The organism is Kitasatospora sp. NPDC057904 (genome assembly GCF_042887925.1).
Classification (GTDB): domain Bacteria; phylum Actinomycetota; class Actinomycetes; order Streptomycetales; family Streptomycetaceae; genus Kitasatospora.
In genome coordinates, this window is record NZ_JBHVOL010000003.1 from 554,151 (window position 1) to 578,181 (window position 24,031).

General features: G+C 74.6%; 15 protein-coding genes and 1 riboswitch. Of the genes, 11 read left to right on the forward strand and 4 right to left on the reverse strand.

Annotated elements, in window-relative coordinates:
- Window positions 1–114 precede the first annotated feature (114 nt).
- From ACFVSN_RS11195 to ACFVSN_RS11205, 3 genes are all read left to right on the forward strand, one after another.
- Window positions 115–1,053, forward strand: a complete 939-nt coding sequence (locus ACFVSN_RS11195; protein ID WP_387954600.1) for an alkaline phosphatase family protein — start codon at window positions 115–117, stop codon at window positions 1,051–1,053.
- Between the two features lie 107 nt (window positions 1,054–1,160).
- Complete coding sequence (locus ACFVSN_RS11200; protein ID WP_387954602.1) at window positions 1,161–2,054, forward strand: hypothetical protein; 894 nt, start codon at window positions 1,161–1,163, stop codon at window positions 2,052–2,054.
- A 132-nt stretch (window positions 2,055–2,186) separates the two neighbouring features.
- Window positions 2,187–5,441 carry a hypothetical protein gene (locus ACFVSN_RS11205; RefSeq protein WP_387954604.1) on the forward strand — a complete coding sequence of 1,085 codons (3,255 nt, stop codon included), beginning with the start codon at window positions 2,187–2,189 and terminating at the stop codon, window positions 5,439–5,441.
- Window positions 5,442–5,463: 22 nt separating this feature from the next.
- Here the strand turns inward: ACFVSN_RS11205 and ribA are convergent, their stop codons facing one another.
- Complete coding sequence (ribA, locus tag ACFVSN_RS11210; RefSeq protein ID WP_387954605.1) at window positions 5,464–6,093, reverse strand: GTP cyclohydrolase II; 630 nt, start codon at window positions 6,091–6,093, stop codon at window positions 5,464–5,466.
- 410 nt (window positions 6,094–6,503) lie between these two features.
- On the opposite strand from ribA, the gene gdhA reads away from it, so the two are divergent.
- The 4 genes from gdhA to ACFVSN_RS11230 all read left to right on the forward strand — a co-directional run bounded on the left by gdhA (window position 6,504) and on the right by ACFVSN_RS11230 (window position 10,893).
- Window positions 6,504–7,904 carry an NADP-specific glutamate dehydrogenase gene (gene gdhA / locus ACFVSN_RS11215; protein WP_387954607.1) on the forward strand — a complete coding sequence of 467 codons (1,401 nt, stop codon included), beginning with the start codon at window positions 6,504–6,506 and terminating at the stop codon, window positions 7,902–7,904.
- Between the two features lie 145 nt (window positions 7,905–8,049).
- Window positions 8,050–8,925 (forward strand): GyrI-like domain-containing protein, encoded by an 876-nt coding sequence (locus ACFVSN_RS11220; protein ID WP_387954609.1) that lies wholly within the window; start codon window positions 8,050–8,052, stop codon window positions 8,923–8,925.
- Between the two features lie 227 nt (window positions 8,926–9,152).
- Complete coding sequence (locus ACFVSN_RS11225) at window positions 9,153–10,064, forward strand: zinc-binding dehydrogenase (RefSeq protein WP_387954611.1); 912 nt, start codon at window positions 9,153–9,155, stop codon at window positions 10,062–10,064.
- Window positions 10,065–10,128: 64 nt separating this feature from the next.
- Entirely contained in the window at window positions 10,129–10,893 is a 765-nt protein-coding gene (locus ACFVSN_RS11230; RefSeq protein WP_387954613.1) for a VOC family protein, read from the forward strand.
- Here the strand turns inward: ACFVSN_RS11230 and lnt are convergent.
- Together lnt and cobN are read right to left on the reverse strand one after the other, a co-directional pair.
- Window positions 10,869–12,503 carry an apolipoprotein N-acyltransferase gene (lnt, locus tag ACFVSN_RS11235; protein WP_387954614.1) on the reverse strand — a complete coding sequence of 545 codons (1,635 nt, stop codon included), beginning with the start codon at window positions 12,501–12,503 and terminating at the stop codon, window positions 10,869–10,871. The two genes, ACFVSN_RS11230 and lnt, sit on opposite strands and share 25 nt — an antisense overlap.
- Before the next feature lie 182 nt (window positions 12,504–12,685).
- Window positions 12,686–16,345, reverse strand: a complete 3,660-nt coding sequence (gene cobN, locus ACFVSN_RS11240; protein ID WP_387590740.1) for a cobaltochelatase subunit CobN — start codon at window positions 16,343–16,345, stop codon at window positions 12,686–12,688.
- 160 nt (window positions 16,346–16,505) lie between these two features.
- Window positions 16,506–16,591, reverse strand: a riboswitch (cobalamin riboswitch).
- Window positions 16,592–16,934: 343 nt separating this feature from the next.
- On the opposite strand from cobN, the gene ACFVSN_RS11245 reads away from it, so the two are divergent.
- Genes ACFVSN_RS11245 through ACFVSN_RS11255 form a run of 3 tightly spaced genes read left to right on the forward strand, consistent with a single transcriptional unit; the run spans window position 16,935 to window position 20,433 of the window.
- Window positions 16,935–18,284: a cobalamin biosynthesis protein CobG gene (locus ACFVSN_RS11245; protein ID WP_387590737.1), complete on the forward strand. Its 1,350-nt coding sequence runs from the start codon at window positions 16,935–16,937 to the stop codon at window positions 18,282–18,284.
- Entirely contained in the window at window positions 18,281–18,907 is a 627-nt protein-coding gene (locus ACFVSN_RS11250; protein WP_380447847.1) for a precorrin-8X methylmutase, read from the forward strand. Before ACFVSN_RS11245 ends, ACFVSN_RS11250 begins: the two co-directional genes overlap by 4 nt.
- Window positions 18,904–20,433: a precorrin-2 C(20)-methyltransferase gene (locus ACFVSN_RS11255; protein WP_380489290.1), complete on the forward strand. Its 1,530-nt coding sequence runs from the start codon at window positions 18,904–18,906 to the stop codon at window positions 20,431–20,433. The genes ACFVSN_RS11250 and ACFVSN_RS11255 overlap by 4 nt, the downstream gene beginning before the upstream one ends.
- A 127-nt stretch (window positions 20,434–20,560) precedes the next feature.
- Here the strand turns inward: ACFVSN_RS11255 and ACFVSN_RS11260 are convergent, their stop codons facing one another.
- On the reverse strand, window positions 20,561–22,300 hold the full coding sequence (locus tag ACFVSN_RS11260; RefSeq protein ID WP_380447843.1) for a TIGR03767 family metallophosphoesterase: 1,740 nt from the start codon (window positions 22,298–22,300) through the stop codon (window positions 20,561–20,563).
- Window positions 22,301–22,755: 455 nt separating this feature from the next.
- On the opposite strand from ACFVSN_RS11260, the gene ACFVSN_RS11265 reads away from it, so the two are divergent.
- On the forward strand, window positions 22,756–23,931 hold the full coding sequence (locus tag ACFVSN_RS11265) for a cobalt-precorrin-5B (C(1))-methyltransferase (RefSeq protein ID WP_387590733.1): 1,176 nt from the start codon (window positions 22,756–22,758) through the stop codon (window positions 23,929–23,931).
- Window positions 23,932–24,031: the final 100 nt, after the last annotated feature.

Below are 24,031 nucleotides of genomic sequence, written 5' to 3' on the forward strand. Positions count from 1 at the left end.
GAGTAGTCGAGGCGCCGGGGAGTTGACACAGTGTCGGAGCCGCGCGACCGCCTGTCCCCGTCGTCCGTCCGGCCCGAATTGCCGCCGCCTTCCCGGACGCCCAGGCTGGACACTGTGATTTCCACGGACGTCCGGGGTGCCGGTCGGCGCCGCCGGGTGCGCGCGGTCGCCGGCGCGGCCGCGCTCTGCGCGGTGCTGCTGGCCGGGTGCGCGGGCTCGGGCGGCGGCCCGTCCGCGAACGGCTCCCCGGGGCCGACGGGCGGCACCGGCTCCCCGGGCTCCCCGGTCCGCGTGCCCCGGCCCGACCACGTCGTGGTGGTCGTCGAGGAGAACAAGTCCTATTCCGACGTGATCGGCAACACCTCCGACGCGCCGTTCATCAACGCCCTGGCCGCGCAGGGCGCGTCCTTCAGCCGGTCGTACGCCGTCGCCCACCCCAGCCAGCCCAACTACCTGGCGCTGTTCTCCGGTTCCGTCCAGGGCGTCACCGACGACTCGTGCCCCAAGTCCTTCGGCACGCCCGACCTCGGCTCCGCCCTGCTCGCCGCGGGCCTGACCTTCACCGGCTACTCCGAGGACCTCCCCGCCGCCGGCTACACCGGCTGCGCCGCCGGCGGGTACGCCCGCAAGCACAACCCGTGGGTGGACTTCGGGGCCCTGCCGCCCGGCGTCAACCAGCCCTTCTCCGCCTTCCCCGGCGACTACGCCGCCCTCCCGGCGCTCTCCTTCGTCGTGCCGAACCTGACCCACGACATGCACGACGGCACCGTCCGGCAGGGTGACGACTGGCTGAAGGCCAACCTGGCCGGCTACGCGGACTGGGCCCGCGGCCACAACAGCCTGCTGGTGGTCACCTGGGACGAGGACGACAATGACCAGGGCAACCAGGTCCCCACCGTCGTCGTCGGCCGGCAGGTCCAGCCCGGGACCTACGGCGAGCGGATCGACCACTACCGGCTGCTGCGCACCCTGGAGGACGCCTACGGCCTGCCGCCGACCGGCGCGGCGGCGGACACCGCGCCCATCGGGGACATCTGGCGGACCCAGCCCTGACCTGACCTGACCGGGCCGGGCCCGGGCGGGCGGCGGGCGCCGCCGCGCACCGGATGCGCGCGCCGGGCCGCGGTGGAACGCTGATCGGGCAAGGAGGTGGGTGCGCCATGGAACACCGCCGCCGCGGACCGCGGTACGCCGTCCCGGCCGCGGCGCTCGCCCTCCTGCTCACCGCCCTCGCCGGCTGCTCGGGCACCGGTGGCGGCCCGGCCACGGCGACGTCGGCGTCGTCCGCGCCCCCGTCCGCCGGTTCGTCCACCGGTCCGTCCGCAGGTCCGTCCGCGGGCTCCCCGGGATCGCCGCGCACCGTCCTGCCCACCGGCATCCCCGGCGACTGGCACCTGGTCTTCCAGGACGACTTCGACGGCACCGCCCTCGACGGCTCCAAGTGGAACGTCGGCAACCCGTACGTCGAGCCGCAGCGGATCACCCCGCCGGTGGGCGGCCAGGAGCTCGACTGCTACGACGCGGGCCAGGTCGCGGTGCGCGACGGCATGCTGCACATCACCGCCGTGCAGAAGCAGCAGGAGTGCGGCGGCAAGACGCTCCCCTACCTCTCCGGCATGGTCAACACCAAGGACAAGTTCTCATTCGCCTTCGGCGCCCTGGAGGCCCGGGTCTACGTCCCCGCCGCCGCCGACGGGTCGGTCGCCAACTGGCCCGCCTTCTGGGCTGTCGGGTCCAACTGGCCCAGCGGCGGGGAGAACGACGTCATGGAGGGGCTGCACGGCAAGATCTGCGCGTACTTCAACTCCGCCACGGCCTCCACCGGCAGCTGCGCCGCCGGCGACCTGACCGGCTGGCACGTCTTCGGCGCCGAGTGGCAGAACGGGCGCGTGGACTACTACCGGGACGGCGTCTACACGGCCACTCTCAGCCAGGGCGTCACCTCCGACCCCATGTGGCTGATGATCGACAACGCCGTCCAGCCGACGATCGGCGGCCCCACGTCGGTCCCGGCCACCCTGCTGATCGACTACGTCCGGGTCTGGCAGCAGTAGGACCCCTCCGCACCCGCCGCTGCGTAACGGCTTGGCCACAGGCGTTCCCCAAAGCCGTCGAAACCGGGATCGCGGTCGCCGTCCGCGCGACATGATGATGCGTCACGCGGGCGGTGGAGGGAGAACGGCAGGATGGGCGACGGCACGCCGACGGATGCGGTCCCGGACGCGGTCCCGCCGACGCGGACGGACCAGTGGCCCCGAACCCGCCGCGACCGGGCCCGCGGTCAGGCCCACGGCCAGGAACTCCCGCCCTCGCGGCTCCGGCGGCTGCGCGCTGACCCCGAGGCGCCGACGCGGGTCCGGGTCGACCCCGAGGCGCCGACCCGGGTGCGCGTCGACCCCGAGGCGCCGACCAGGGTCAAACCGCGGGCCGCCACCCCGCCCACCCAGACCCGCCGCGCGGCCCCCTCGCGCGGCGGCCACTTCGGGGGCGCCTTCCCGGCGGCCCTGCTGAACCGCTACGAGCCGAACCAGGTCGCCGGCTCGGGCACCGAGGGCACCGTCTGGCAGGTCCGGCGCCTGGACGGCGGCGGGGACGCCGCGGTGAAGGTCACCCGCACGGGCCAGGCCATGGACACCGAACTCCTGGACCACCTGCGCGACGAGGCCTACCTGCGCCACGTCCCGCGGATCGTCGACTACGGCCAGGTCGAGCACGCCGGGACCGGCTGCGACTGGGTGGCGATGGAGTACCTCCCGGTCACCCTCGCCGACCGCATCGCCGAGCTGAGCCGCGCCGGCCGGCACACCGACCCGCGCGCGACCGACCCCATCGTCCGCGAACTCGTCGCGATGCTGGACTTCTGGCAGCGGCGCGTGGCCCGCAACCCGGTCGACTTCAAGCCCGCCAACATCCTGGTGCGCCCCGGAGCCGGCCCCGGCCAGTTCGTGATCGCGGACTTCGGCGGCGTCGCCAAGCTCACCGCCAGCCGCAGCTTCTCGCCCGAGATGCAGGTCACCGTCGCCTACATGGCGCCCGAGCAACTGGCCGGCTCCAACCACCCGGCCGGCCCCTGGTGGGGCCTGGGCAACGTCCTGTACGAGCTGTTCACCGGCCGCCCCCGCTACCTGGACCAGGACGGCCTCCTGCTGAGCGACGAGGTCCTCCAGTACGACCTGGTCTTCAACGAGGAGGTCGACCTCTCCGCCGTCACCGACCCGCGCCGCCGGCTCCTGCTCCAGGGCCTGTTCACCAGGAACCCGGCCCACCGCTGGCAGGCCCACCAGGTCAGGGCCTGGCTGGACGGCGCCAGCCCGGCGGTCGTGCGCACCCAGGCGCCCGCCGGAGCCGCCGGCACCGGCCACGCCCACCGGCCGGTCACCTTCCTCGGCGATCCCTACCACGCCCCGTCCGTCCTCGCCTGGACCATGCTGAACCGCTCCGGCGAGGCCGCCGAGTGGCTGGTCGACGGCGGCGCCCGGAGGCTGCTCTCCTGGCTGCAGGACGACGTCCGCGACACCCTGTTCGACCTGCACCACCTGCGCGAGGTCGACCGCGCCCGGGGCACCGGGCGGGCCCGCGCGGCCGCGCTCGCCGTGCTCGCCTTCGGCGCGGCGTTCGCGCCCTCCGCCGTCCCGCACTACCGCGAGCGCCCGGTCGACGCCGCCGGACTGACCCGGATCGGCACCGAGCCCGACGTCGTCGCCGTCCTCGACGACCTGCTCGCCGCCTCGGTGCCGGCCGTAGCCGCCCGCTACGACTGCGACCACCCCGAGTGCTCCGGCGAGCACTGCGGACGGCTGCTCGCCCTCGTCCGCGTCCCGCAGGTCGTCGCCGAGACCGACCGCGCCGCCCGCGAACTCGGCGGCGGCGGACGCACCGGCGACGGCCTGACCGTCGACGAGCGGGCCCACGCCTACCGCCTGGCGATCTGGCTGACCGTCCAGCCCGAGGAGCACGCCCGGCTGCTCGCCCGGCTCTCCCCGCTGCCCGCCGCGCTGTACCGGCTCCCGCTGTCCGGGCGGGTGGCGGCGATGACGGCCGTGGTCGCGGCCGTCCTGGTGGACGCCGTGGCGAAGGCCTGGGGCGCGGTGCGCCGCCGCCCGGCGGACGACGTGCGGCGCCGCTGGTCCGCGCTGCGCCGGCGCGCGGTGGGCGCCGACCCCGCGACGGTGCACGGCTGTGCGGCGCTGATCGCGGCCGAGGCGCTCCGGGGCCGGCGGACGGCCGGCGGCCGGTCGGCCGCGAACGGGCAGGCCGAGCGGGCCGGGCGCAGCGGGACGCCGGGGACGAACCGGTGGGCGGCGGCCGGGCGCACCGGGCGGCCGAGGCCCTGGCGGGCGTGGGCCGCGGCCTGGTGGACCAACTCCGGCACCGCGGTTCCCCGGCAGGTCGCGGCGGCCCTGCTGGTGCTCGTCGCGCTCGCGCTGGTGCTCTGGGCGGGTGCGCTCGCCCGGATCAGCGTCGACGCGGGCAACCAGCTGAAGCTCCTGCCGAACAGCCTGTTCGGCGGTCCGCTGCGGACGGCCGGCGAACACGCGGCCCGGATGACGACGCCCCAGCTCGGCGCGGCGCTGGCCGCCGCCCTCACCCTGGTGGCCTTCCCCGCGCGCGTCGGCCGGGGGACGCTCGTCCTGGCCGCCGCAGGCGCCGGCGCGATCGGCTACCTGCGGCTGGGGCCGCCGATGACGGTGCTCAAGCCGCCGCCCGCGCTGGCCGACCGGGTGGTGACCTTCGAGGGCGGCATGGGCAGCTGGGCCGGGGTGGCGGCGACCGCCGGGGTCGTCCTCGCCCTCGTCCTGGTCGAGCGCGCCACCAGGCTGCTCGGGCCGGTCCACGCGGCGCGGCGCCGGACGGTGGCCCAGTGGCGCGGCATCGCCGACGGCCGTGGGGCGGCCACCTCCCGGACGACGGCCGTGGCGGTGGCCGCCGTGTCCTGGCCGCGGCCCGCGGCGGCGGCCTGGCGGGCGGGTGCCCCCGGCGCCCGCGACCGCGCCGTGTTCGCGCTCGGCTCCACCGTGGTCCTGGTCGTCCTGCTGTGGGCGACCGTCGAGGTCCGGCTCGCCGCCGTCGGGCACCACCGGACCCCGGCGTCCTGGGGCACCGGCCAGACCGGGGCCGTCTACCAGGCCGGCTTCACGCTGCTGCTCGCCGCCGTCTCGGCCGCCGCCGCCCTGGCCGGCCCGCGCACCGCCCGCCGGCTGTTCGTCCTGTGGATCCTCGGCACCCTGCTGCTCGGCGCCTGGCCCACGGCACTGGGCCCGATGGAGGCGCTGCGCATCCCGGTGGCGGAGCCGTTCTACCGCGGCATCGCCGGACTCTGGGGCCACGGCGCGTTCTGGGCCGCCGTCCTGATCGCGCTCCCGCTCGTCTGCCTGGGCGTCCAGCGGACCGTCGGCCGGACGGCCGCCCGTGCCGCCGTCCGCACCGCCGGGGGCCGCTGAGGCCTGTCCGCCGGTCCCGTCGTCAGCCGACCAGGCGGGACAGCTCGATCGAGTGGCCCGTCCGCTCGACCTTGGCGCGCAGGTAGCGGACGTTGCTCTCCGAGAGGTGGACGCCGGTCGGGACCCGCTGCTCGACGGTGATCCCGAGGGCGGCCAGCTGGGCGGCCTTGTCCGGGTTGTTGCTCAGCAGCTCGATGCCGGTGGCGCCGAGGGCGGTCAGCATCTGGGCCGCGGCGGTGTAGTCCCGGCCGTCCTCGGGCAGGCCGAGGGCGGTGTTGGCGTCGTAGGTGTCGAGGCCGGAGTCCTGCAGGGCGTAGGCGTCGAGCTTGTTGTAGAGCCCGATGCCGCGGCCCTCCTGGCGGAGGTAGAGCAGGTAGCCGCCGGCCTCGCTGATCCGCTCGACCGACTCGCGCAGCTGCGGGCCGCAGTCGCAGCGGTCCGAGCCGAACACGTCGCCGGTCAGGCACTCCGAGTGCAGCCGCACCAGCGGCGTCCCGCCCTCCGGCACCCGCCCGAACGCGAGCGCCAGGTGCTCGGCGCCGTCGGCCAGGCCGTGGAAGGTGAAGACCTCGGTGTCGGCGCGGTAGCCGTCCGGGAAGGTCAGCGGGATGCGCACGCGTGAGCGCACCGTGGCGGAGCCGGGCTGCGGCATGGGCGGGCCTCCGATGGCGAGTGGCGGATTGCCGAGGGGGTGGGGTCCCCGTCGGGGTGGACCGGGCTCCGACCGTACTCGGTCGTTCCAATTTGAACAACTGGGTACTGTCCGTGCCCGGGCCGACTACGCAGACGATGTCGCAGGCGCACAACGCCACGTCCGCCCCGGCTGTTCCCGTCCACGGGGACTACGTTCCGTGATTCCCGGGCGGGGCGGGGAGCCGGTTCAGCCGGGCTCAGTGCGGACGCGAGGGGGCTGAGGGATCGTAACGGCCGCGGGGCGAGGGGGGTTTCAGTATGTGGATGGGCCGGGAGCCGTCCCGGGGACACTGCGAGACTTGCCCGCGTTTCCTGGGCACGGGAACGCCTCGCGCACGACCACTGCCGACCACGGAAGGTCCGAACCGGATGCCCGCCAACCCTCGCACCGCCCCCTCCCCGCAGGCCACCGAGGCCGAGAACCGCGCCATCGAGGCGCTCTACGCGGACGTCGTCCGCCGCAACCGCGGCGAGAACGAGTTCCACCAGGCCGTCCACGAGGTCCTGGAGACCCTCGGCCCGGTCCTCGCCCGCCGCCCCGAGCTCGTCGACGCCCGGATCGTCGAGCGCGTCTGCGAGCCCGAGCGCCAGCTGATGTTCCGCGTGCCGTGGACGGACGACGCCGGCGCGGTCCACGTCAACCGCGGCTTCCGCGTGGAGTTCAGCAGCGCCCTCGGCCCGTACAAGGGCGGGCTGCGCTTCCACCCCTCCGTCGACCTCGGCATCGTCAAGTTCCTCGGCTTCGAGCAGATCTTCAAGAACGCGCTCACCGGGCTGTCCATCGGCGGCGGCAAGGGCGGCTCCGACTTCGACCCCAAGGGCCGCTCGGACGCCGAGATCATGCGCTTCTGCCAGTCCTTCATGACCGAGCTGTACCGCCACATCGGCGAGCACACCGACGTCCCGGCCGGGGACATCGGCGTCGGCGGCCGGGAGATCGGCTACCTCTTCGGCCAGTACAAGCGGATCACCAACCGCCACGAGAGCGGCGTCCTCACCGGCAAGGGCCTCGGCTGGGGCGGCGCGCAGGTGCGCACCGAGGCCACCGGGTACGGCTGCGTGCTGTTCACCGAGGAGATGCTGCGCGCCCGCGGCGAGAGCCTGGACGGGTGCCGGGTCGCGGTCTCCGGCTCGGGCAACGTCGCCGTCTACGCGATCGAGAAGGCGCAGCAGCTCGGCGCGACCGTCCTCACCTGCTCCGACTCCTCCGGGTACGTGGTCGACGAGAAGGGCATCGACCTCGACCTGCTCAAGGAGGTCAAGGAGGTCCGGCGCGGCCGGATCGCCGAGTACGCCGAACTGCGCGGCGCCCACGTCCGGTTCGTCGAGGCGGGGGCCGAGGGCGCGAGCGTGTGGAGCGTGCCGTGCGACGTCGCGCTGCCCTGCGCCACGCAGAACGAGCTGACCGAGGCGGACGCGATCGCGCTGGTGCGCGGCGGCGTGAAGGCGGTCGCCGAGGGCGCCAACATGCCCACCACGCCGGAGGCGGTGCGGGTGTTCCAGGAGGCGGGCGTGGCCTTCGGCCCGGGCAAGGCCGCGAACGCGGGCGGCGTCGCGACCAGCGCGCTGGAGATGCAGCAGAACGCCTCGCGCGACTCGTGGACCTTCGGCCGCACCGAGGAGCGGCTGGCCGGCATCATGCGGCACATCCACGAGTCCTGCGCCGTCACCGCCGAGCGCTACGGGCAGCCGGGCAACTACGTGGTGGGCGCGAACATCGCGGGCTTCGAGCTCGTCGCGGACGCGATGCTGGCGCAGGGCCTGGTCTGATCGGGCCTTGATCCGGTGCCCGCTGCGCGTCGCGGGGCGGCGGTTGCGCAGGGACCGCCACCCGACCGCGGCGGGCACCGATTGTCGGGTGCGGCAAGGTGGGTCCTTCCTACGGTGGAGATCAACGAGGAAGGACGGGGCCGGAGTGCTGGAGCACCTCAACCGGGCGATGGAGGACATCGACCGCAACCTGGACCGTGAGATCGACGTGGCCGAACTGGCGCGGATCGCGGTGACGTCGGAGTACCACTTCCGGCGGCTGTTCTCGATGCTCGCCGGGATGCCGCTGTCGGAGTACGTCCGGCGCCGGCGACTGACCGTCGCCGGGGCCGAAGTGCTCGACGGCGAGCGGACGTTGCTCGACATCGCGGTCCGGTACGGCTACACCTCGGGCGAGGCGTTCGCCCGGGCGTTCCGGGCGATGCACGGGGTCGGGCCCGGTGAGGCCCGGCGCGACGGCGCGGTGCTCAAGTCCCAGGCCCGGATGTCCTTCCGACTCGTCGTGGAAGGAGCAAGCAGTATGGATTACCGGATCGTGCAGAAGCCGGACTTCCGGATCGTCGGCAAGAAGGCGCGGGTGCCCCTGATCTACGAGGGCGTCAACCCGCACATCGCCGAGTTCATCAAGGGGCTCGGCAAGGAGACCGTCGAGCGGATCACGACACTGACGGGCGGGGACCCGGCCGGCATCGTCTCGGTGAGCGACGACTTCTCGCCCAGTCGGGAGGAGGGGTCCGAACTCGACTACTGGCACGCGGTGGTGGCGCGCGAGGACGCCGTTGTCCCGGACGACCTGGACGTCCTGCCCGTCCCGGCCGGGACGTGGGCGGTGTTCACCAACGCGGGGTCGTTCCCGCAGGCGCTGCAGCAGATGTGGGCGGACGTGTACGGCCAGTGGTTCCCGTCCAACCCGTACGAGGCCCGGCAGGGTCCGGAGATCCTGCGCACCCACTTCGTCCCGGGGGCGGGCGACGCCGAGGCGGAGCTCTGGATCCCGGTGGCGCGGGCCGTGCGGAGCTGACGATCGGCGGCTGACGGCTGACGGCTGACGGCTGACGGACGACAGGCGACAGGCGACAGAAAACAGATGACAGATAACAGATTTCGAAATCTGTTATCTGTCATCTGTTTTCTGTTCGCCCGCCCCCGTTCGGCGCAGCACCGGCGGCCCGTCCCCGGGCGCCCCCGCATGCTGGGCGGGGCGGGGTGGGGCTGTCAGCGGGGGCTACCCGAGGAGTGGGATCACCGATGCCCAGAGCGTTCGGGTTCGTCGACTACGGCGGGCCGGAGACCCAGGAGTTCCTGGACCGCCCGGAGCTCCTGCCGGGCCCGGGCCAACTGGCCGTCGCGGTCCGCGCCGCCGGGGTGAACCCGGTGGACTGGAAGATCCGCAGCGGCCTCCTCGGCCGTCAGGGCCGCGACCTGCCGTCCGTCATGGGCCAGGAGGCCGCGGGCGTCGTCCTGCGGGTCGGCCCGGACGTGACCGCCTTCACCCCGGGCGACGAGGTCTTCGGGGTCGCCGCTGCCGGCGCCTTCGCCGAACAGACCCTGCTGCGCGCCGGGATGAGCGCCCTCAAGCCCGCGGCCGTCGGCTTCGACCAGGCCGCGACCCTCGCCGTCGCCACGGCGACCGCCGACGACGCCGTCCGCGACGTGGGCCTGGGCTCCGGCCGCACGCTCCTGATCCTCGGTGCCGCCGGGGGCGTCGGCAGCGCGGCGACGCAGATCGCCCGCAGCCGGGGCCTGCGCGTGATCGGCACCGCGAGCGATGCCGGCCGCGGCCACGTCGAGGCGCTCGGCGCCGTGCACGTCCGGTACGGCGAGGGGGTCGCCGAGCGGATCGCGCAGGCGGCCCCGGACGGCGTGGACGGCATCCTCGACCTCGTCGGCGGCGCCGCGCCGCGCGACGCCGCCGGGGCCCTCGCCGACCGTTCGAAGCTGGTCAGCACCGCCGATCCGGCGACCGCCGCCGAGCTCGGCGGCCGCTACGTCACGCGGTCCACCACCTCCGAAAGCCTCGCCGCCCTGGCCGCCCTCGTCGCGGCCGGCGAGCTGGCCGTGCACATCACCGCCCGCTACCCGCTGGCCCACGCCGCCGAGGCGCTCGCCCTCGTCGAGTCCGGGCACGCGAAAGGCAAGCTCGTCCTCGAAGTCTCCTGACAGCAAGCAGAATTGACGAACCATCATCGAGATCGCCAATGCAGGAACAGCCAGAGAGAAGCACATGAAGCAGAACTCCGCCACGATCGGCGCCCCCTGCTGGGTCGAGCTGGGCACCTCCGACCCCGCCGCCGCCCAGTCCTTCTACGGCGAGCTGTTCGGCTGGCGCGCTGAGACCGACGTGCGGCCCGATGCCGGCGGCTACACGCAGATGTTCCTCGGCGATGCGCCGGCCGCCGCCGTCACCCCGCTCTACGCGCCGCAGCAGCCGACGGCCTGGACGGTGTCCTTCGCGGTCGCCGACGCCGACGAGACCGTCGTGACGATCAAGGCGCGCGGCGGCAGGGCGCTGATGGAGCCCGCCGACGTGTTCGACCTCGGCCGGTTCGCCGTCGTCACCGACACCTCCGGTGCGGTCTTCACCCTCTGGCAGGCCCGCGCGTTCCAGGGCGCGGGCGTGTTCAACGAGCCCGGCGCGCTCGGCTGGGTGGAGCTGGCCACCCGGGACGCGGAGAGCGCGACCGCCTTCTACCCCGCGGTGTTCGGCTGGTCGGTCACCGCGTCCCCGCAGTACACCCAATGGGGCCTGGCCGGCGCGGACTTCGGCGGCATGATGGTGATGGACGAGCGCTTCCCGCCGCAGGTCCCGGCGCACTGGCTGCCGTACTTCGCGGTCGCGGACGTCGACAACACCGTCACCCGGGCGAACGGCCTCGGCGCCGACGTGCTGATGCCCGCGACGGACGTCCCGGACGGCCCGCGCATCGGCATCCTGCGCGACGCCCAGGGAGCGGTGTTCGGCGTCTACCGTGCCGGCGACGAGGGCTGACCGTCCCCGGACTCCCCGCCGGACACCAGTGCCCGCGCCGCGCGCCGTCCCCGCCACACCACGGCCGCGGCCCCCGCCGTCACGAGCACGGCCGCCAGCGGCACCACGTCACCGACGCGGTCGTACCAGGTCAGCGTGTCGGGCGCGGTGAGCGGCAGCCGCACGGTCAGCGCCCCGGTGCCGTCGGTGCCGAGCCGCGCGAGCTCGCGCCCCTGCGCGTCGAAGGCCGCCGAGACCCCCGTCAGCGAGGCCTGCACGGCCGGACGGCCGGTCTCGGCGGCCCGGATCGCCGCGAGCGAGACGTGCTGCGCGGGCGCCCACGTGTGCTGGAACGTCGACGTGGACGACTGGTAGACCAGCACCCGGGCCCCGTCGCGCGCCGCCGTCCGCGCCATGTCGGGGAACGCCGACTCGAAGCAGACCAGCGCCCCGACCGGCAGCGTGCCGCCCGCCCGGTCGGTGGCCGGCAGCACGTGGAACGAGGTGCCGGGCGCCCGGTTCTCGCCCGCCGCCCGGCTGACGCCCGCGATCCACCCGAGCACCGGCCGCAGCGGGATGTACTCGCCGAACGGCACCAGCCGGATCTTGCGGTAGCGGTCCACGACGCCCGCCGGGGAGACCAGGACGGCGTCCTTCGAGATCCGCCCGTCGGCCTTGCGCGCGTCCTCCCCGGCGATGACCTGCGCGCCGGTGGCGGCGGACAGTTCGCGCAGCCGGTCCAGCGCGACCCGGTCGCGGTCCAGGTCGGACGTGGTGCTGCTCTCGCCCCAGACGACCAGGTCCACCGGCCGCCCGCCGAGCTCCGCCGTGGCCCGGGCGCTCGCGTCGAACCGGGCCTGCGGGTCGTCGACGATCCCCGGCTGGACGAGCGCCACCGTCACCGCCCCCGCCCGCACGGGCGCGTCGCGCAGCGCGAACAGGAGCGGCCCGGCCACCAGCACCAGGACGGCGGTCAGCGCCGCGACGGCCCGCGGCCGCCAGGGGGCGGCCGTGAGCACGACCAGCACCCCCGTGTTGACCGCCACCACCGCCGCGCTGACCAGCCAGATCCCGCCCGCCGACGCCAGCGCGAGGACCGCCGGGTGCTGCCACTGGGTGGCACCGAGCAGCGCCCACGGCCCGCCCAGCGCGTGCCAGGAGCGCGCGTACTCGGTGGTCAACCACAGCGCGGGGACGACGGCCACGGCGAGCAGCGCCCGGCGGGCCGTCAGCGGCGGGCGCAGCAGCCGGTGCACGCCGAGGCCGACGACGGCCTGCAGCGCCCCGAACAGGACGGCGAGCACCGGCAGCCCCGGTCCGATCGAGGGGACCAGCCAGTACATCGCCGTCAGGATGAAACCCGCGCCGAACCACCACCCGCGCACCGCCGCCTCCCGCCCCGACGGCGCCCGCTGCATCAGCAGCAGTCCGGGCACCAGTGCGACCCACGCCAGCCACGCGAGCCCCAGGGGCGGGAACGCGAGCACCGGCAGCGCCCCGGCCGCCAGCGCCCCGAGGCGCGCCCGGTACCGGTGGGCGGGCCGCGGCGGGCCGGCACCGGCCGGGTCGCCCCGGTGGCGGGCGAAGGGCGTGGGGGAGACGGGACGGCTGAGGGCGAGGCGTCGCGACATGCCCCGTATTGTCCGCTCGGGCGCATGATGTCACCAGTGTTCACGTCACCCGGATGGATGACGTGAACACCACGTTTGGAACACCCGAACGACCGGCTGGCGCCGGTGCCCCGGCCCACACCGGGGTGCCTCGGCCCTCGCCGCCCTCCGGGCCCCTTGACCCTCCGGGTGCCAGGTGCCCCTTAACCCTCCAGGTCCCCCTCGCCCTCCAGGTCCCCCTCGGTCTCCAGGAACGCGGCCTGCAGCTGCTCGATCAGCTCCGGGTCCGGCTTCTCCCACAGGCCGCGGCTCGCCGCCTCCAGGAGGCGCTCGCTGATCCCGTGCAGCGCCCACGGGTTGGCGCCGGCGAGGAACTCCCGGTTGACCGGGTCCAGCACGTACTCCTGGGTCAGCTTCTCGTACATCCAGTCCGCGACCACGCCCGTCGTGGCGTCGTAGCCGAACAGGTAGTCGACGGTGGCGGCCATCTCGAACGCGCCCTTGTAGCCGTGGCGGCGCATCGCCTCGATCCAGCGCGGGTTGACCACCCGGGCGCGGAAGACGCGGGCGGCCTCCTCGGTGAGCGTCCTGGTGCGGACGGTCTCCGGGCGGGTCGAGTCGCCGATGTAGGCGGTCGGTGCCTTGCCGGTGAGCGCGCGGACGGTGGCGACCATGCCGCCGTGGTACTGGAAGTAGTCGTCCGAGTCGGCGATGTCGTGCTCGCGGGTGTCGGTGTTCTTCGCGGCGACGGTGATCCGCTTGTAGGCAGTCTCCATCTCCTCGCGCGCCGGGCGTCCGTCGAGACCGCGCCCGTACGCGTAGCCGCCCCATACCGTGTAGACCTCGGCGAGGTCGGCGTCGGTGCGCCAGTCGCGGCTGTCGATCAGCTGGAGCAGGCCCGCGCCGTAGGTGCCGGGGCGGGAGCCGAAGACGCGGACGGTGGCCTTGCGCTCGTCCCCGTGGACGGCGAGGTCGGCCTGCACGTGGGCGCGGACGAAGTTGTCCTCCGCCGGTTCCTCCTGGGCGGCGGCCAGGCGCACCGCGTCGTCCAGCAGGGCGACGACGTGCGGGAACGCGTCGCGGAAGAAGCCCGAGATGCGCAGCGTGACGTCGATGCGCGGGCGGCCGAGCTCCTCCAGCGGGATCGGCTCCAGGCCGGTCACGCGGCGCGAGGCGTCGTCCCAGACCGGGCGGACTCCGAGCAGGGCGAAGGCCTCGGCGATGTCGTCGCCGGCGGTGCGCATCGCGCTGGTGCCCCACAGCGAGAGCCCGACGGAGGGCGGGCAGGCGCCGTCGTTGTCGGCCCGGTAGCGCTCGACCAGCGAGGCGGCGAGGGCCTGGCCGGTCTCCCAGGCGAGCTTGCTGGGCACGGCCTTGGGGTCGACGGAGTAGAAGTTGCGGCCGGTGGGCAGCACGTTGACCAGGCCGCGCAGCGGGGAGCCGGAGGGCCCGGCCGGGACGAAGCCGCCCTGGAGCGCGTGCAGGACGGCGTCCAGCTCGTCGGTCGTGGCGGCCAGGCGCGGCACCACCTGGGTGGCGGCGAACGCGAGCACCTCGCGGACGGCCTCCGGGTGCCCGGCGGCGACCTTCTCCACCGCCTCGGGCGCCCAGTCCTCGGCCTCCATGGCCTCGACCAGGGCACGGGCCCGGGCCTCGGCCGCGTCGGTTGCGCCCAGCGTGAGCGCGGCCTCGTCCAGGCCGAGCGCCTCGCGCAGACCGGGCAGGGCGCTGACGCCGCCCCAGATCTGGCGGGCGCGCAGGATGGCGAGCACGATGTTGACGCGGTCGGTGCCGGCCGGGGCCTGGCCGAGGACGTGCAGGCCGTCGCGGATCTGGGCGTCCTTGACCTCGCACAGCCAGCCGTCGACGTGCAGCAGGAAGTCGTCGAAGCCGTCGTCCTCGGGGCGCTCGTCGAGGCCGAGGTCGTGGTCGAGCTTGGCGGCCTGGATGAGGGTCCAGATCTGGGCGCGGATCGCGGGCAGCTTGGCCGGGTCCATCGCGGCGATGTTGGAGTGCTCGTCGAGGAGCTGTTCCAGGCGGGCGATGTCGCCGTAGGAGTCGGCGCGGGCCATCGGCGGGACGAGGTGGTCGACCAGGGTGGCGTGGGCGCGGCGCTTGGCCTGGGTGCCCTCGCCCGGGTCGTTGACCAGGAACGGGTAGACGAGCGGGAGGTCGCCGAGGACGGCGTCGGGGCCGCACTCGGCGGACAGCGCGGCGGTCTTGCCGGGCAGCCACTCCAGGTTGCCGTGCTTGCCGAGGTGGATGACGGCGTGGGCGCCGAAGCCGCCGTCCTCCTGGGCGGCCTGGATCCAGCGGTAGGCGGCGAGGTAGTGGTGGCTCGGCGGCAGGTCGGGGTCGTGGTAGATCGCGACCGGGTTCTCGCCGAAGCCGCGCGGCGGCTGGATGAGGACGAGCAGGTTCCCGGAGCGGATCGCGGCGAGCACGATGTCGCCGTCGGGGTTCTGCGAGCGGTCGACGTACAGCTCGCCGGGGGCCGGGCCCCAGTGCTCCTCGACCCGCTCGCGCAGGCCCTGCGGGAGGGTGGCGTACCAGCGGCGGTAGTCGGCGGCGGGGATGCGGACCGGGTTGCGGGCCAGCTGGTCCTCGGTGAGCCAGTCCTGGTCGTAGCCGCCGGCGGCGATCAGGGCGTGGATGATCGCGTCGCCCTCGTGGCCGTCCTCGGCGCGGTCGTCCAGGCCGGGCAGGTCGTTCCCGAGGTCCATGCCCTCCTCGCGCAGCCGGTGCAGCAGCCGGACGGCGCTGGCCGGGGTGTCCAGGCCGACGGCGTTGCCGACGCGGGCGTGCTTGGTCGGGTACGCGGACAGCACGAGCGCGAGGCGGCGCTCGGCGGCCGGGACGTGCCGCAGGCGGGCGTGCTTGACGGCGGTGCCGGCGACGCGGGCGGCGCGCTCCGGGTCGGCGGCGTAGACGGTGAGGCCGTCCTCGTCGAGCTCCTTGAAGGAGAACGGGACGCTGATCAGACGGCCGTCGAACTCCGGTACGGCGATCTGCGTCGCGGTGTCCAGCGGGGACAGGCCGTCGTCGCTGGCCTCCCACTGGGCGCGCGACCAGGTGAGGCACAGCGCCTGGAGGATCGGGCGGTCCAGCGCGGCGAGCGCGCCCGCGTCCCAGGCCTCCTCGTCGCCGCCGGCCTGGGCGTCGGCGGGGCGGGTGCCGCCGGCGGCGAGCACGGTGGTGACGATCGCGTCGGCCTCGCCGAGGGCGGCCAGCAGCTCGGGCTCGGCGCCGCGCAGCGAGGCGCAGTAGTAGGCCTCCGCACGGGCGCCCTTGTCCTCGATCGCCCGGCACAGGGTCTCGACGAAGGCGGTGTTCCCGCTCATGTGGTGGGCGCGGTAGTAGAGCACGGCGACCGTCGGGCGGGCGCCGTCGCCGTTGCCGCCGCCCTCGCCGGCGGTGGTCGCGGTCGCGGCCTCGCGCTCCAGCGGACCCCAGGCCGGGGCGGAGGCGGGCGGGGCGAAGCCGTGGCCGGTGAGCAGCACGGTGTCGGAGAGGAACGCGCCCAGCTCGGCCAGGTTGGCCGCGCCGCCGTGGGCGAGGTAGGCGTGCGCCTCGGCGGCGATGCCGGCCGGGACGGTGGACAGCTCCATCAGCTGGGCGTCGGGGGCCTGTTCGCCGGTCAGGACGATCACCGGGCGCGGGCCCGCCAGCAGCGCGTCGAGGCCCTCCTGCCAGGCGCGGCGCCCGCCGAGCAGGCGGACCACCACGAGCTCGGTGCCGTCCAGCAGCTCCGGCAGGTCCTCGGGGGACAGCCGGGCGGGGTTGCCGAGCCGGTACGGGACGGGGCCGGCCGAGGCGCGGGCGCTGAGCAGGTCGGTGTCGGACGTCGACAGCAGCAGGATCATGCGTAGGCCCTCCCGGCCTCGGTGGTGGCCGGGGCGGCCGAAACGGCGGCGGCCCGGACGGCCTCGGTGGTGGCCGGGGACGCGGGCGCGGGCATGCGACAGCGGTGGTGCATTTCTGCCTTCCTCGGGGTCCGCGCCCCGGGCCGGTGGAGGACGGCGGGAGTTCCTGGCTCCCGCGGCCACCGGGTGTCCCGGTGAGCCGCGGTCACAGTGGCGGGACCGCACCGGGCTTGCACCGGTTTCCTCCCCTGCGCCGTCGCTGGCGTCGGGCGGTCCGCGGGGACCGCCCGCCAGCATCGTACGGGGTGTGGCTGACCTGGGGGAGAGCGAGTTTCGACCTGCCCGGTGTCGGTGCGGGCGCGGGGGAGGTGCGGGGGCGGCGTGGGGACGGGGTGGCCGTGGGGGTGCGGCGAGGGGGTTGCGGGGGTAGCGGGGGTGCGGCGGGGGCGTGCGGTCGGGCGTGGGCGGCGCGTGCCGGGGTGTGCGGTGGCAGGGCGAGCGTGAGGCGCGCACCGGGAGCCGGAGTGTGATCCCGAGTGTGATCCCGAGTGTGATGCAGCGGACGGAGGCAACCGATCGGATCATCTGTATGCTCGCCGCCATGCCACCGACACCCGACGCCACCCCGCCGGGCGCCGCGGTGCCCGACCGGGGGCGCGCGGACGCCTGTCCAGGGGCGCTTCGTCTGCATGCGGCCGACGACGGCGCCCTGGCCCGGGTCCGCCTGCCCGGCGGCCTCCTGACGAATCGTCAGGCACTCGCGCTGGCCGACGCGGCCGAGGCCCTCGGCGACGGCGCACTGGAGACCACCTCCCGCGGCAACGTCCAACTCCGGGGCCTGGCTCCGCACTGCGCGGCGGACCTCGCCGAACGGCTGCGCGCCGTCGGGCTGCTGCCCTCCGACACCCACGAGCGGGTGCGCAACATCGTCGCCTCGCCGCTCGCCGGCCTCGACGCCCGACCGGCCGCCGACGTGCAGGCCTGGGTGCGGGAACTGGACGCGCGGCTGTGCGCGAGCGACTGGGCGGCCGGACTCTCCGGCAAGTTCCTGTTCGCGCTGGACGACGGCCGCGGCGACGTCGCCGCGCTCGACGCCGATGTGACATTGATCGCAGGCCCGGACGGCCGCCGCCTGCTGCGCCTCGGGCGCGACGCCTCCGGACACCCGGTCGAGGCCGGGCGGGAAGTGACGGCCGTGCTGGACGCGGCCCGGTCCTTCCTGGACGCGCTGCGCGCGGGCGGACGCAAGGCCTGGCACCTGCGCGAAGTCCCGGACCTGCTGCCGGCCGGCACCGTGCCGCTGCCCGCGCTCGCCGGGACCGCCCCCGACGTCGGCCCGCTGCCCGGCGGACTGTCGGTGGGCCTGCGCTTCGGACGGGCGAGCGCGGCGCAGTGGCGCGCGCTGGTCGCGGCCTCCGCCGGTGAACTGCGCCTGACGCCCTGGCGCGGAGCCGTCCTGCCGGGGGCCCCGGCCCAGCGGCTGGCCGGCCTCGCCGAGGCCGGGTTCCGGACGCTGCCCGGCTCGCCCTGGGAGCGGGCCTCCGCCTGCACCGGGCTGCCCGGGTGCGCCAAGTCGCTCGCCGACGTGCGGGCGGACGCGGCGCGGGCCCTGGACGCGGCGGCCGCCGGCGGGCTGCCCGTGCACTGGTCGGGCTGTGAACGGCGCTGCGGCCACCCGGCCGGGCGGTGGGTGGACGTGCTCGCCACCGGGCAGGGCTACCGGGTGACGGTGAACGGCCCGGCGGTCGGCGCGGACGCGCGGGCTTCCGCTTTGGATGTTTCCGTCGTGGATGTTTCCGCGAGGGAGGGTTCTGCGATGGAGGCTTCCGCCGTGGAGGTTCCCGCCGTGGACGTTTCCGCGATGGAGGTTTCCGCCGTGGATGTGACGAACGAGGAGATGGCCGAGGCGGTCGCCGAGGCCAGGAGGACCACGAAGTGATCGAGTACGAGAAGGACGGCGCGTCCATCTACCGCCAGTCCTTTGCCACCATCCGCGCGGAGGCCGACCTGGCCGCCCTGCCGGCGGACGTCTCCCAGGTCGCGGTGCGGATGATCCACGCCTGCGGGATGGTCGACCTGGTCGAGGACCTGGTGTACTCGCCCGGCGTGGTCGCCTCCGCGCGCGCCGCGCTGCACGCCGGTGCGCCGATCCTGTGCGACGTCAACATGGTCGCGAGCGGCGTGACCCGCAAGCGCCTGCCGGCCGACAACGAGGTCGTCTGCACCCTCACCGACCCGTCGGTCCCCGAACTGGCGCGCACGATGGGCAACACCCGCAGCGCCGCCGCCATGGAGCTGTGGCTGCCCCGCCTGGAAGGAGCCGTGGTGGCCGTCGGCAACGCGCCGACCTCGCTCTTCCGGCTCCTGGAGATGATCGAGGCGGGCGCACCGCGCCCGGCCGCGGTGATCGGCGTGCCGGTCGGCTTCATCGGCGCCGCCGAGTCCAAGCAGGCCCTGGCCGAGCACCCGTCCGGCCTGGAGCACCTGGTGGTGCGTGGCCGCCGCGGTGGCAGCGCGATGGCCGCCGCCGCCATCAACGCGATTGCGAGCGAAGAAGAGTGACGGACCGTCAGAACCGTCAGAACGTTGCCTCGACCGGACGGCTCTACGGAGTCGGGCTCGGGCCGGGCGACCCGTCGCTGGTGACCGTCCGCGCCGCCGAACTCATCGGCAAGGCCGACGTCGTGGCATACCACAGCGCCCGGCATGGGCGGTCCATCGCGCGCTCGATCGCCGAGCGGTACCTGACGGGTGGTCAGATCGAGGAGAAGCTGGTCTACCCGATCACGGTCGAGACCACCGACCACCCGGGCGGCTACCGGGGCGCGCTGGACGACTTCTACGAGGAGGCCGCCGCCCGGCTGGCCGCCCACCTGGACGCCGGGCGCGACGTCGTCGTGCTCGCCGAGGGCGACCCGCTGTTCTACGGCTCCTACCAGCACATGCACAAGCGGCTCGCGCACCGCTACCCGACCGAGGTGGTGCCGGGCGTGACCTCCGTCAGCGCGGCGGCCGCCCGGCTCGGCCAGCCGTTGACGGAGGCCGAGGAGACCCTGACGGTCATCCCGGGCACGCTGCCCGAGGAGGAGCTGGCGGCGCGGATCGCGTCCGCGGACTCGGCCGTGATCATGAAGCTCGGGCGCACCTTCCCGGCCGTCCGTCGCGCGCTGGAGCGGGCGGGCCGGCTGGAGGACGCGCAGTACGTCGAGCGCGCGTTCATGGAGGGGGAGCGGATCGCGCCCCTCGCCGAGATCGACGGGGAGACGGTGCCGTACTTCTCGGTGGCGGTCCTGCCGAGCAAGGTCGCCCCGCTGGAGCCGGTCGTGCGGACGGCGGAGGGGGCCGGCAGCGTGACCGTCGTCGGCACCGGGCCGGCCGGGCCGCTGTGGCTCACCCCGGAGGCGCGCGGCGCGCTGGCCGAGGCCACCGACCTGGTCGGCTACACCACCTACCTGGCCCGGGTGCCGGAGCGGCCGGGGCAGGTGCGGCACGGCTCGGACAACAAGGTGGAGTCCGAGCGCGCCGAGTTCGCCCTCGACCTGGCCCGGCGCGGACGGCGGGTCTGCGTGGTGTCCTCGGGCGACCCGGGCGTCTTCGCGATGGCGACGGCGGTGCTGGAGGTCGCCTGCGAGGAGGCCTACCGGGACGTGCCGGTGCGGGTCCTGCCCGGCATGACCGCGGCGCACGCGGCCGCGTCCCGGGCGGGTGCCCCCCTGGGGCACGACTACGCGGTCGTCTCGCTGTCGGACCGGCTCAAGCCGTGGGACGCGGTGGCCCGCCGCCTGCGCGCGGCGGCGGAGGCGGACCTGGTGCTCGCGCTGTACAACCCGGGGTCCAAGTCGCGGACGACGCAGGTCGGCCTGGCCCGGGACCTCCTCCTGGAGTACCGCGCGCCGGAGACGCCCGTCGTGATGGCGCGCGATGTCGGCGGCCCGACCGAGCGGGTCCGGATCGTGCGGCTCGGCGAGCTGGACCCGGCGCTCGTCGACATGCGGACGATCCTGCTGATCGGCTCCTCGCAGACGCGGGCCGTCGAGCGCGGGGCCGGCGTCGAGGTCGTCTGGACGCCGCGGCGGTACCCGGAATAACGGAGAACAGCTGACAGATAACAGCTGACAGTTTTCGTTATCTGTCAGCTGTTATCTGTTACTCGTCAGCCGTCAGCCGTCAGCCGTCAGCCGCTGACCGTAGACCGCAGACCGCCGGCCGCCCCAGTCACCGAGTCGGCTTGGTGATCAGCAGCTCCGTGTTGTGGTCCTGCCCCGCGCCGAGCAGCGCGGCCGGCCGCCCGTACGGGTCGTTGTAGGACAGCTCGCGGTAGAGCGCGGCCAGGTTCGCGTCCGACGTGCTGCCGAAGTCCGTCCCGTACGGGGCGTCGGACTCGATCAGCGTCGTGAACAGGGAGAGCGTGCCGTCCCCGTTGTCCGCGATCTCGATGATCCGGCCGTGCTGCGGGTAGTCGATGTGGGAGGCGGTGTTGATCTCCCAGAACGCGCGCTCCGGCACCGCGTGCCCGTGCGCCGTGATCTGGTTCCTGTGGGTGTGCCCGTTCACCCACGCGACGACGTTGGGGTAGCGCTGGAGCAGCGCCACCAGCTCGTTCCCGTCGTGCCGCTTCTCGAAGATGTTGCGCGGGTCGGGCAGCAGGTTGCCCATGGTGCCGCTGGTGTGGTGGCTGAAGATCAGGATCAGGTCGTCGGCGCTGCCGCCCGTCACCTTGCGCCCGTTGCCGTCGTACCAGTGCCCGCTGTGCGCCTTCAGCTGCTGCTCCAGCCAGCGCAGTTGGGCGGTGCCGATCGAACCGTCCGCGAATCCGGCCTGGTTGGTGGTGTCCAGGCTGATGCCGAGGACCTTCTCCGAGATGCGGAAGGTGTAGAAGAGCTTGCCGCTGTTCACCATGTCCGAGGTGAAGCCGTGCCCGTGCGGGCCCGCGCCGGTGACTGCCGGGTCGAGGTGGGCCTTCGCGAACTCCTTGAGGGTGAACGGCCGTCGGCGCTCGTCGGGGGTGATCTCGCGCACCGCGTCGCCGGTCGCCAGCAGCTTGCCGAGCAGCAGCGCGGCGCTCGCCGGGTCGTGCCGCAGGGCCTCCGTCAGGCGGCCGGCCTCGGCGTCGTCGCAGCCCTCCAGCTTGTACCGGCCGGTGTAGAGGTCGTTCAGCAGGCCGAGGTCCGGGAGCGAACCCTCAAGGCTGTCATCGTGGTTGCCGACCGTCGTGTACCAGGGCGTGCGCAGGCCGGGGGCGTCGAAGGGGCGGCCGGCGGCCGACAGGAAGCCGGGTATCTGCGGGAAGCCCTTCGCCTTGTAGCCGTCCTGGAAGGACAGTTCGGGGTTCCAGTAGGCGGAGCTGCCGGAGTTCTGCACGCCCTCGTAGCGGTTCGGGTCACCGGTGTTCTGGGCGAGGCGTCCGCCGCCCATCACCGTGAGGTACCAGTCGAGTTCGGCGTGCTCGTGGTTGTCGGTGTTGTCGCCGGTGGCCATCACCAGGCTGAACGGCATCCCGGTGTAGGGGCCGCCGGCGAGCGAGTTGACGCGCTCGACGAGGGCCGAGACACCGCGGGCGTTCAGGGTCTCGTGCGGCCGGTGCGCCGCGCCGAGGAACTTGGCGAGGTACTCGAAGCGGAACGGCGACTCGGTGTCGACCAGGTGCAGGTCGGAGAACTGGACGAAGCTGGCCAGCCCGGTGCGGCGGTCGTCGCGCCCGCTGCCCGGGGCCGCGATGTCCCCGCGGACGACCAGCGGCCAGCCCGGCCCGGCCGTCAGCCGCTTGTAAGAGCCGTTGCCGACCGGCGTCGCCACCTGGTCGAGCGTGGTCCCGGTCACCCGGACGGCTCTCGCGGCGGTGGCCGCCAGCGCCCGGTCGCGCGCCGCCGCCGACGCGAACTGCGCGCCGCCCAGCGAAAGGGCCGCCCAGGCGGCGGCCACCGACGTACCCGTCACGAACGTACGCCGACTCATCCCTGCCACGAAAACCCCGCATTCTGATGACCCGGCCGGTCGCACCGGTCCCGGGCCTCGTGTCATGAACCCGCATCTGGCGGAGCGACAGATTACTCACTGGTAGGCGGCGGTTTCGAGACCCGTGCAGAGAACTTCTCGGTAACGAGAGGCGGCCATTCCCGCCGCTCCCACCGGCCCCCGCCCGCATGCCCGCCCGCATCCCTGCCCGCATCCCTGCCCGCATCCCTGCCCGCACGTCCGCCCGTACCCTCACCCACGTCGGCCGAGGGCCCCGGTCACCGTCCGGCCGGGTCCATGGGGGAAAATCGGCACCGGAGGCCGTTGCGGCCGTCCCGGGGCGGCGGCCGGAGTGATGACCGGTGGCGCGGCCGGGGACGGCGGTCCGTGCAGCAATCGGTGCGGCGACGGGAGCAGCGGCCACGACGGCGACCGAGACAGGGAGCGAGGCGGACGTGGCCGAACCGGGAGGCCGGGCCGGGCAGCTGAAGAGCAGCGGCCTGCGGCACGGCTGGACGACGGGCGCCTGCGCCACCGCCGCCGCCAAGGCCGCGTACACGGCGCTGCTCACCGGCGAGTTCCCGGACCCGGTGACCATCACCCTCCCCAAGGGGCAGCAGCCCGCGTTCGCCCTGGCCGCGGAGGAGCTCGGGCCGGCGAGCGGCTCGGCCGCCCCCGGCCGGCACCCGGGCTCCCCGGACGGTCCGGACGGTCCGAGCGCCATGGCCGGCGTGGTCAAGGACGCCGGCGACGACCCCGATGTGACGCACGGCGCCCTCATCCGTGCGACGGTGCGGGCCGGCGAGCCCGGCGCCGGGGTGGTGTTCCGGGCCGGTCCCGGGGTCGGGACGGTCACCAAGGCCGGTCTGCCGCTGCCCGTCGGCGAGCCCGCCATCAACCCGGTGCCGAGGCAGATGATCCGCGACGCCGTCGCCGAGGTGGCCGCCGAGCACGGTGGGACGGGGGACGTCGTCGTCGAGGTCTCCGTCGACCACGGCGAGGAGATCGCCCGCTCCACCTGGAACCCCCGCCTGGGGATCCTCGGCGGCTTGTCCATCCTGGGCACGACCGGCATCGTCGTCCCCTACTCCTGCTCGGCCTGGATCGACTCGATCCGCCGCGGCGTGGACGTGGCGCGCGCGGCGGGCCGCACGCACGTGGCGGGGTGCACCGGCTCGACGTCGGAGAAGGTCGCCGTCGCCGTGCACGGACTGCCCGAGGACGCGCTGCTCGACATGGGCGACTTCGCCGGCGCCGTCCTCAAGTACCTCAAGCGCCACCCGGTGCCGAGGCTGACCATCGCGGGCGGCTTCGCCAAACTGTCCAAGCTCGCGGCCGGTCACCTCGACCTGCACTCGGCGCGCTCCCAGGTGGACAAGGGATACCTCGCGGACCTGGCCCGGCGCGGCGGCGCGGACGAGGCCCTGGCCGCGGCGGTGGCCGCCGCCAACACCGGCCTGGAGGCGGTGCAGTTGTGCCGGGCGGCGGGCGTGCCGCTGGGGGACCTGGTCGCCGAGGCGGCCCGGGCGACGGCGCTCGGCGTGCTCGTCGGCTCCCCGGTGGCGGTGGACGTCATCTGCATCGACCGCGCGGGCACCATCGTCGGACGGGCGGAACCGCTCGGGCCGTGAGGCGCGGCGGCCGTACTTCCCGGGCCCCACGGGTTCAGTCGGGTGAACTCCCGGGAATGCGTGGAAAGCTCAGCAATATCTCATGGTGATGTGAAGATCT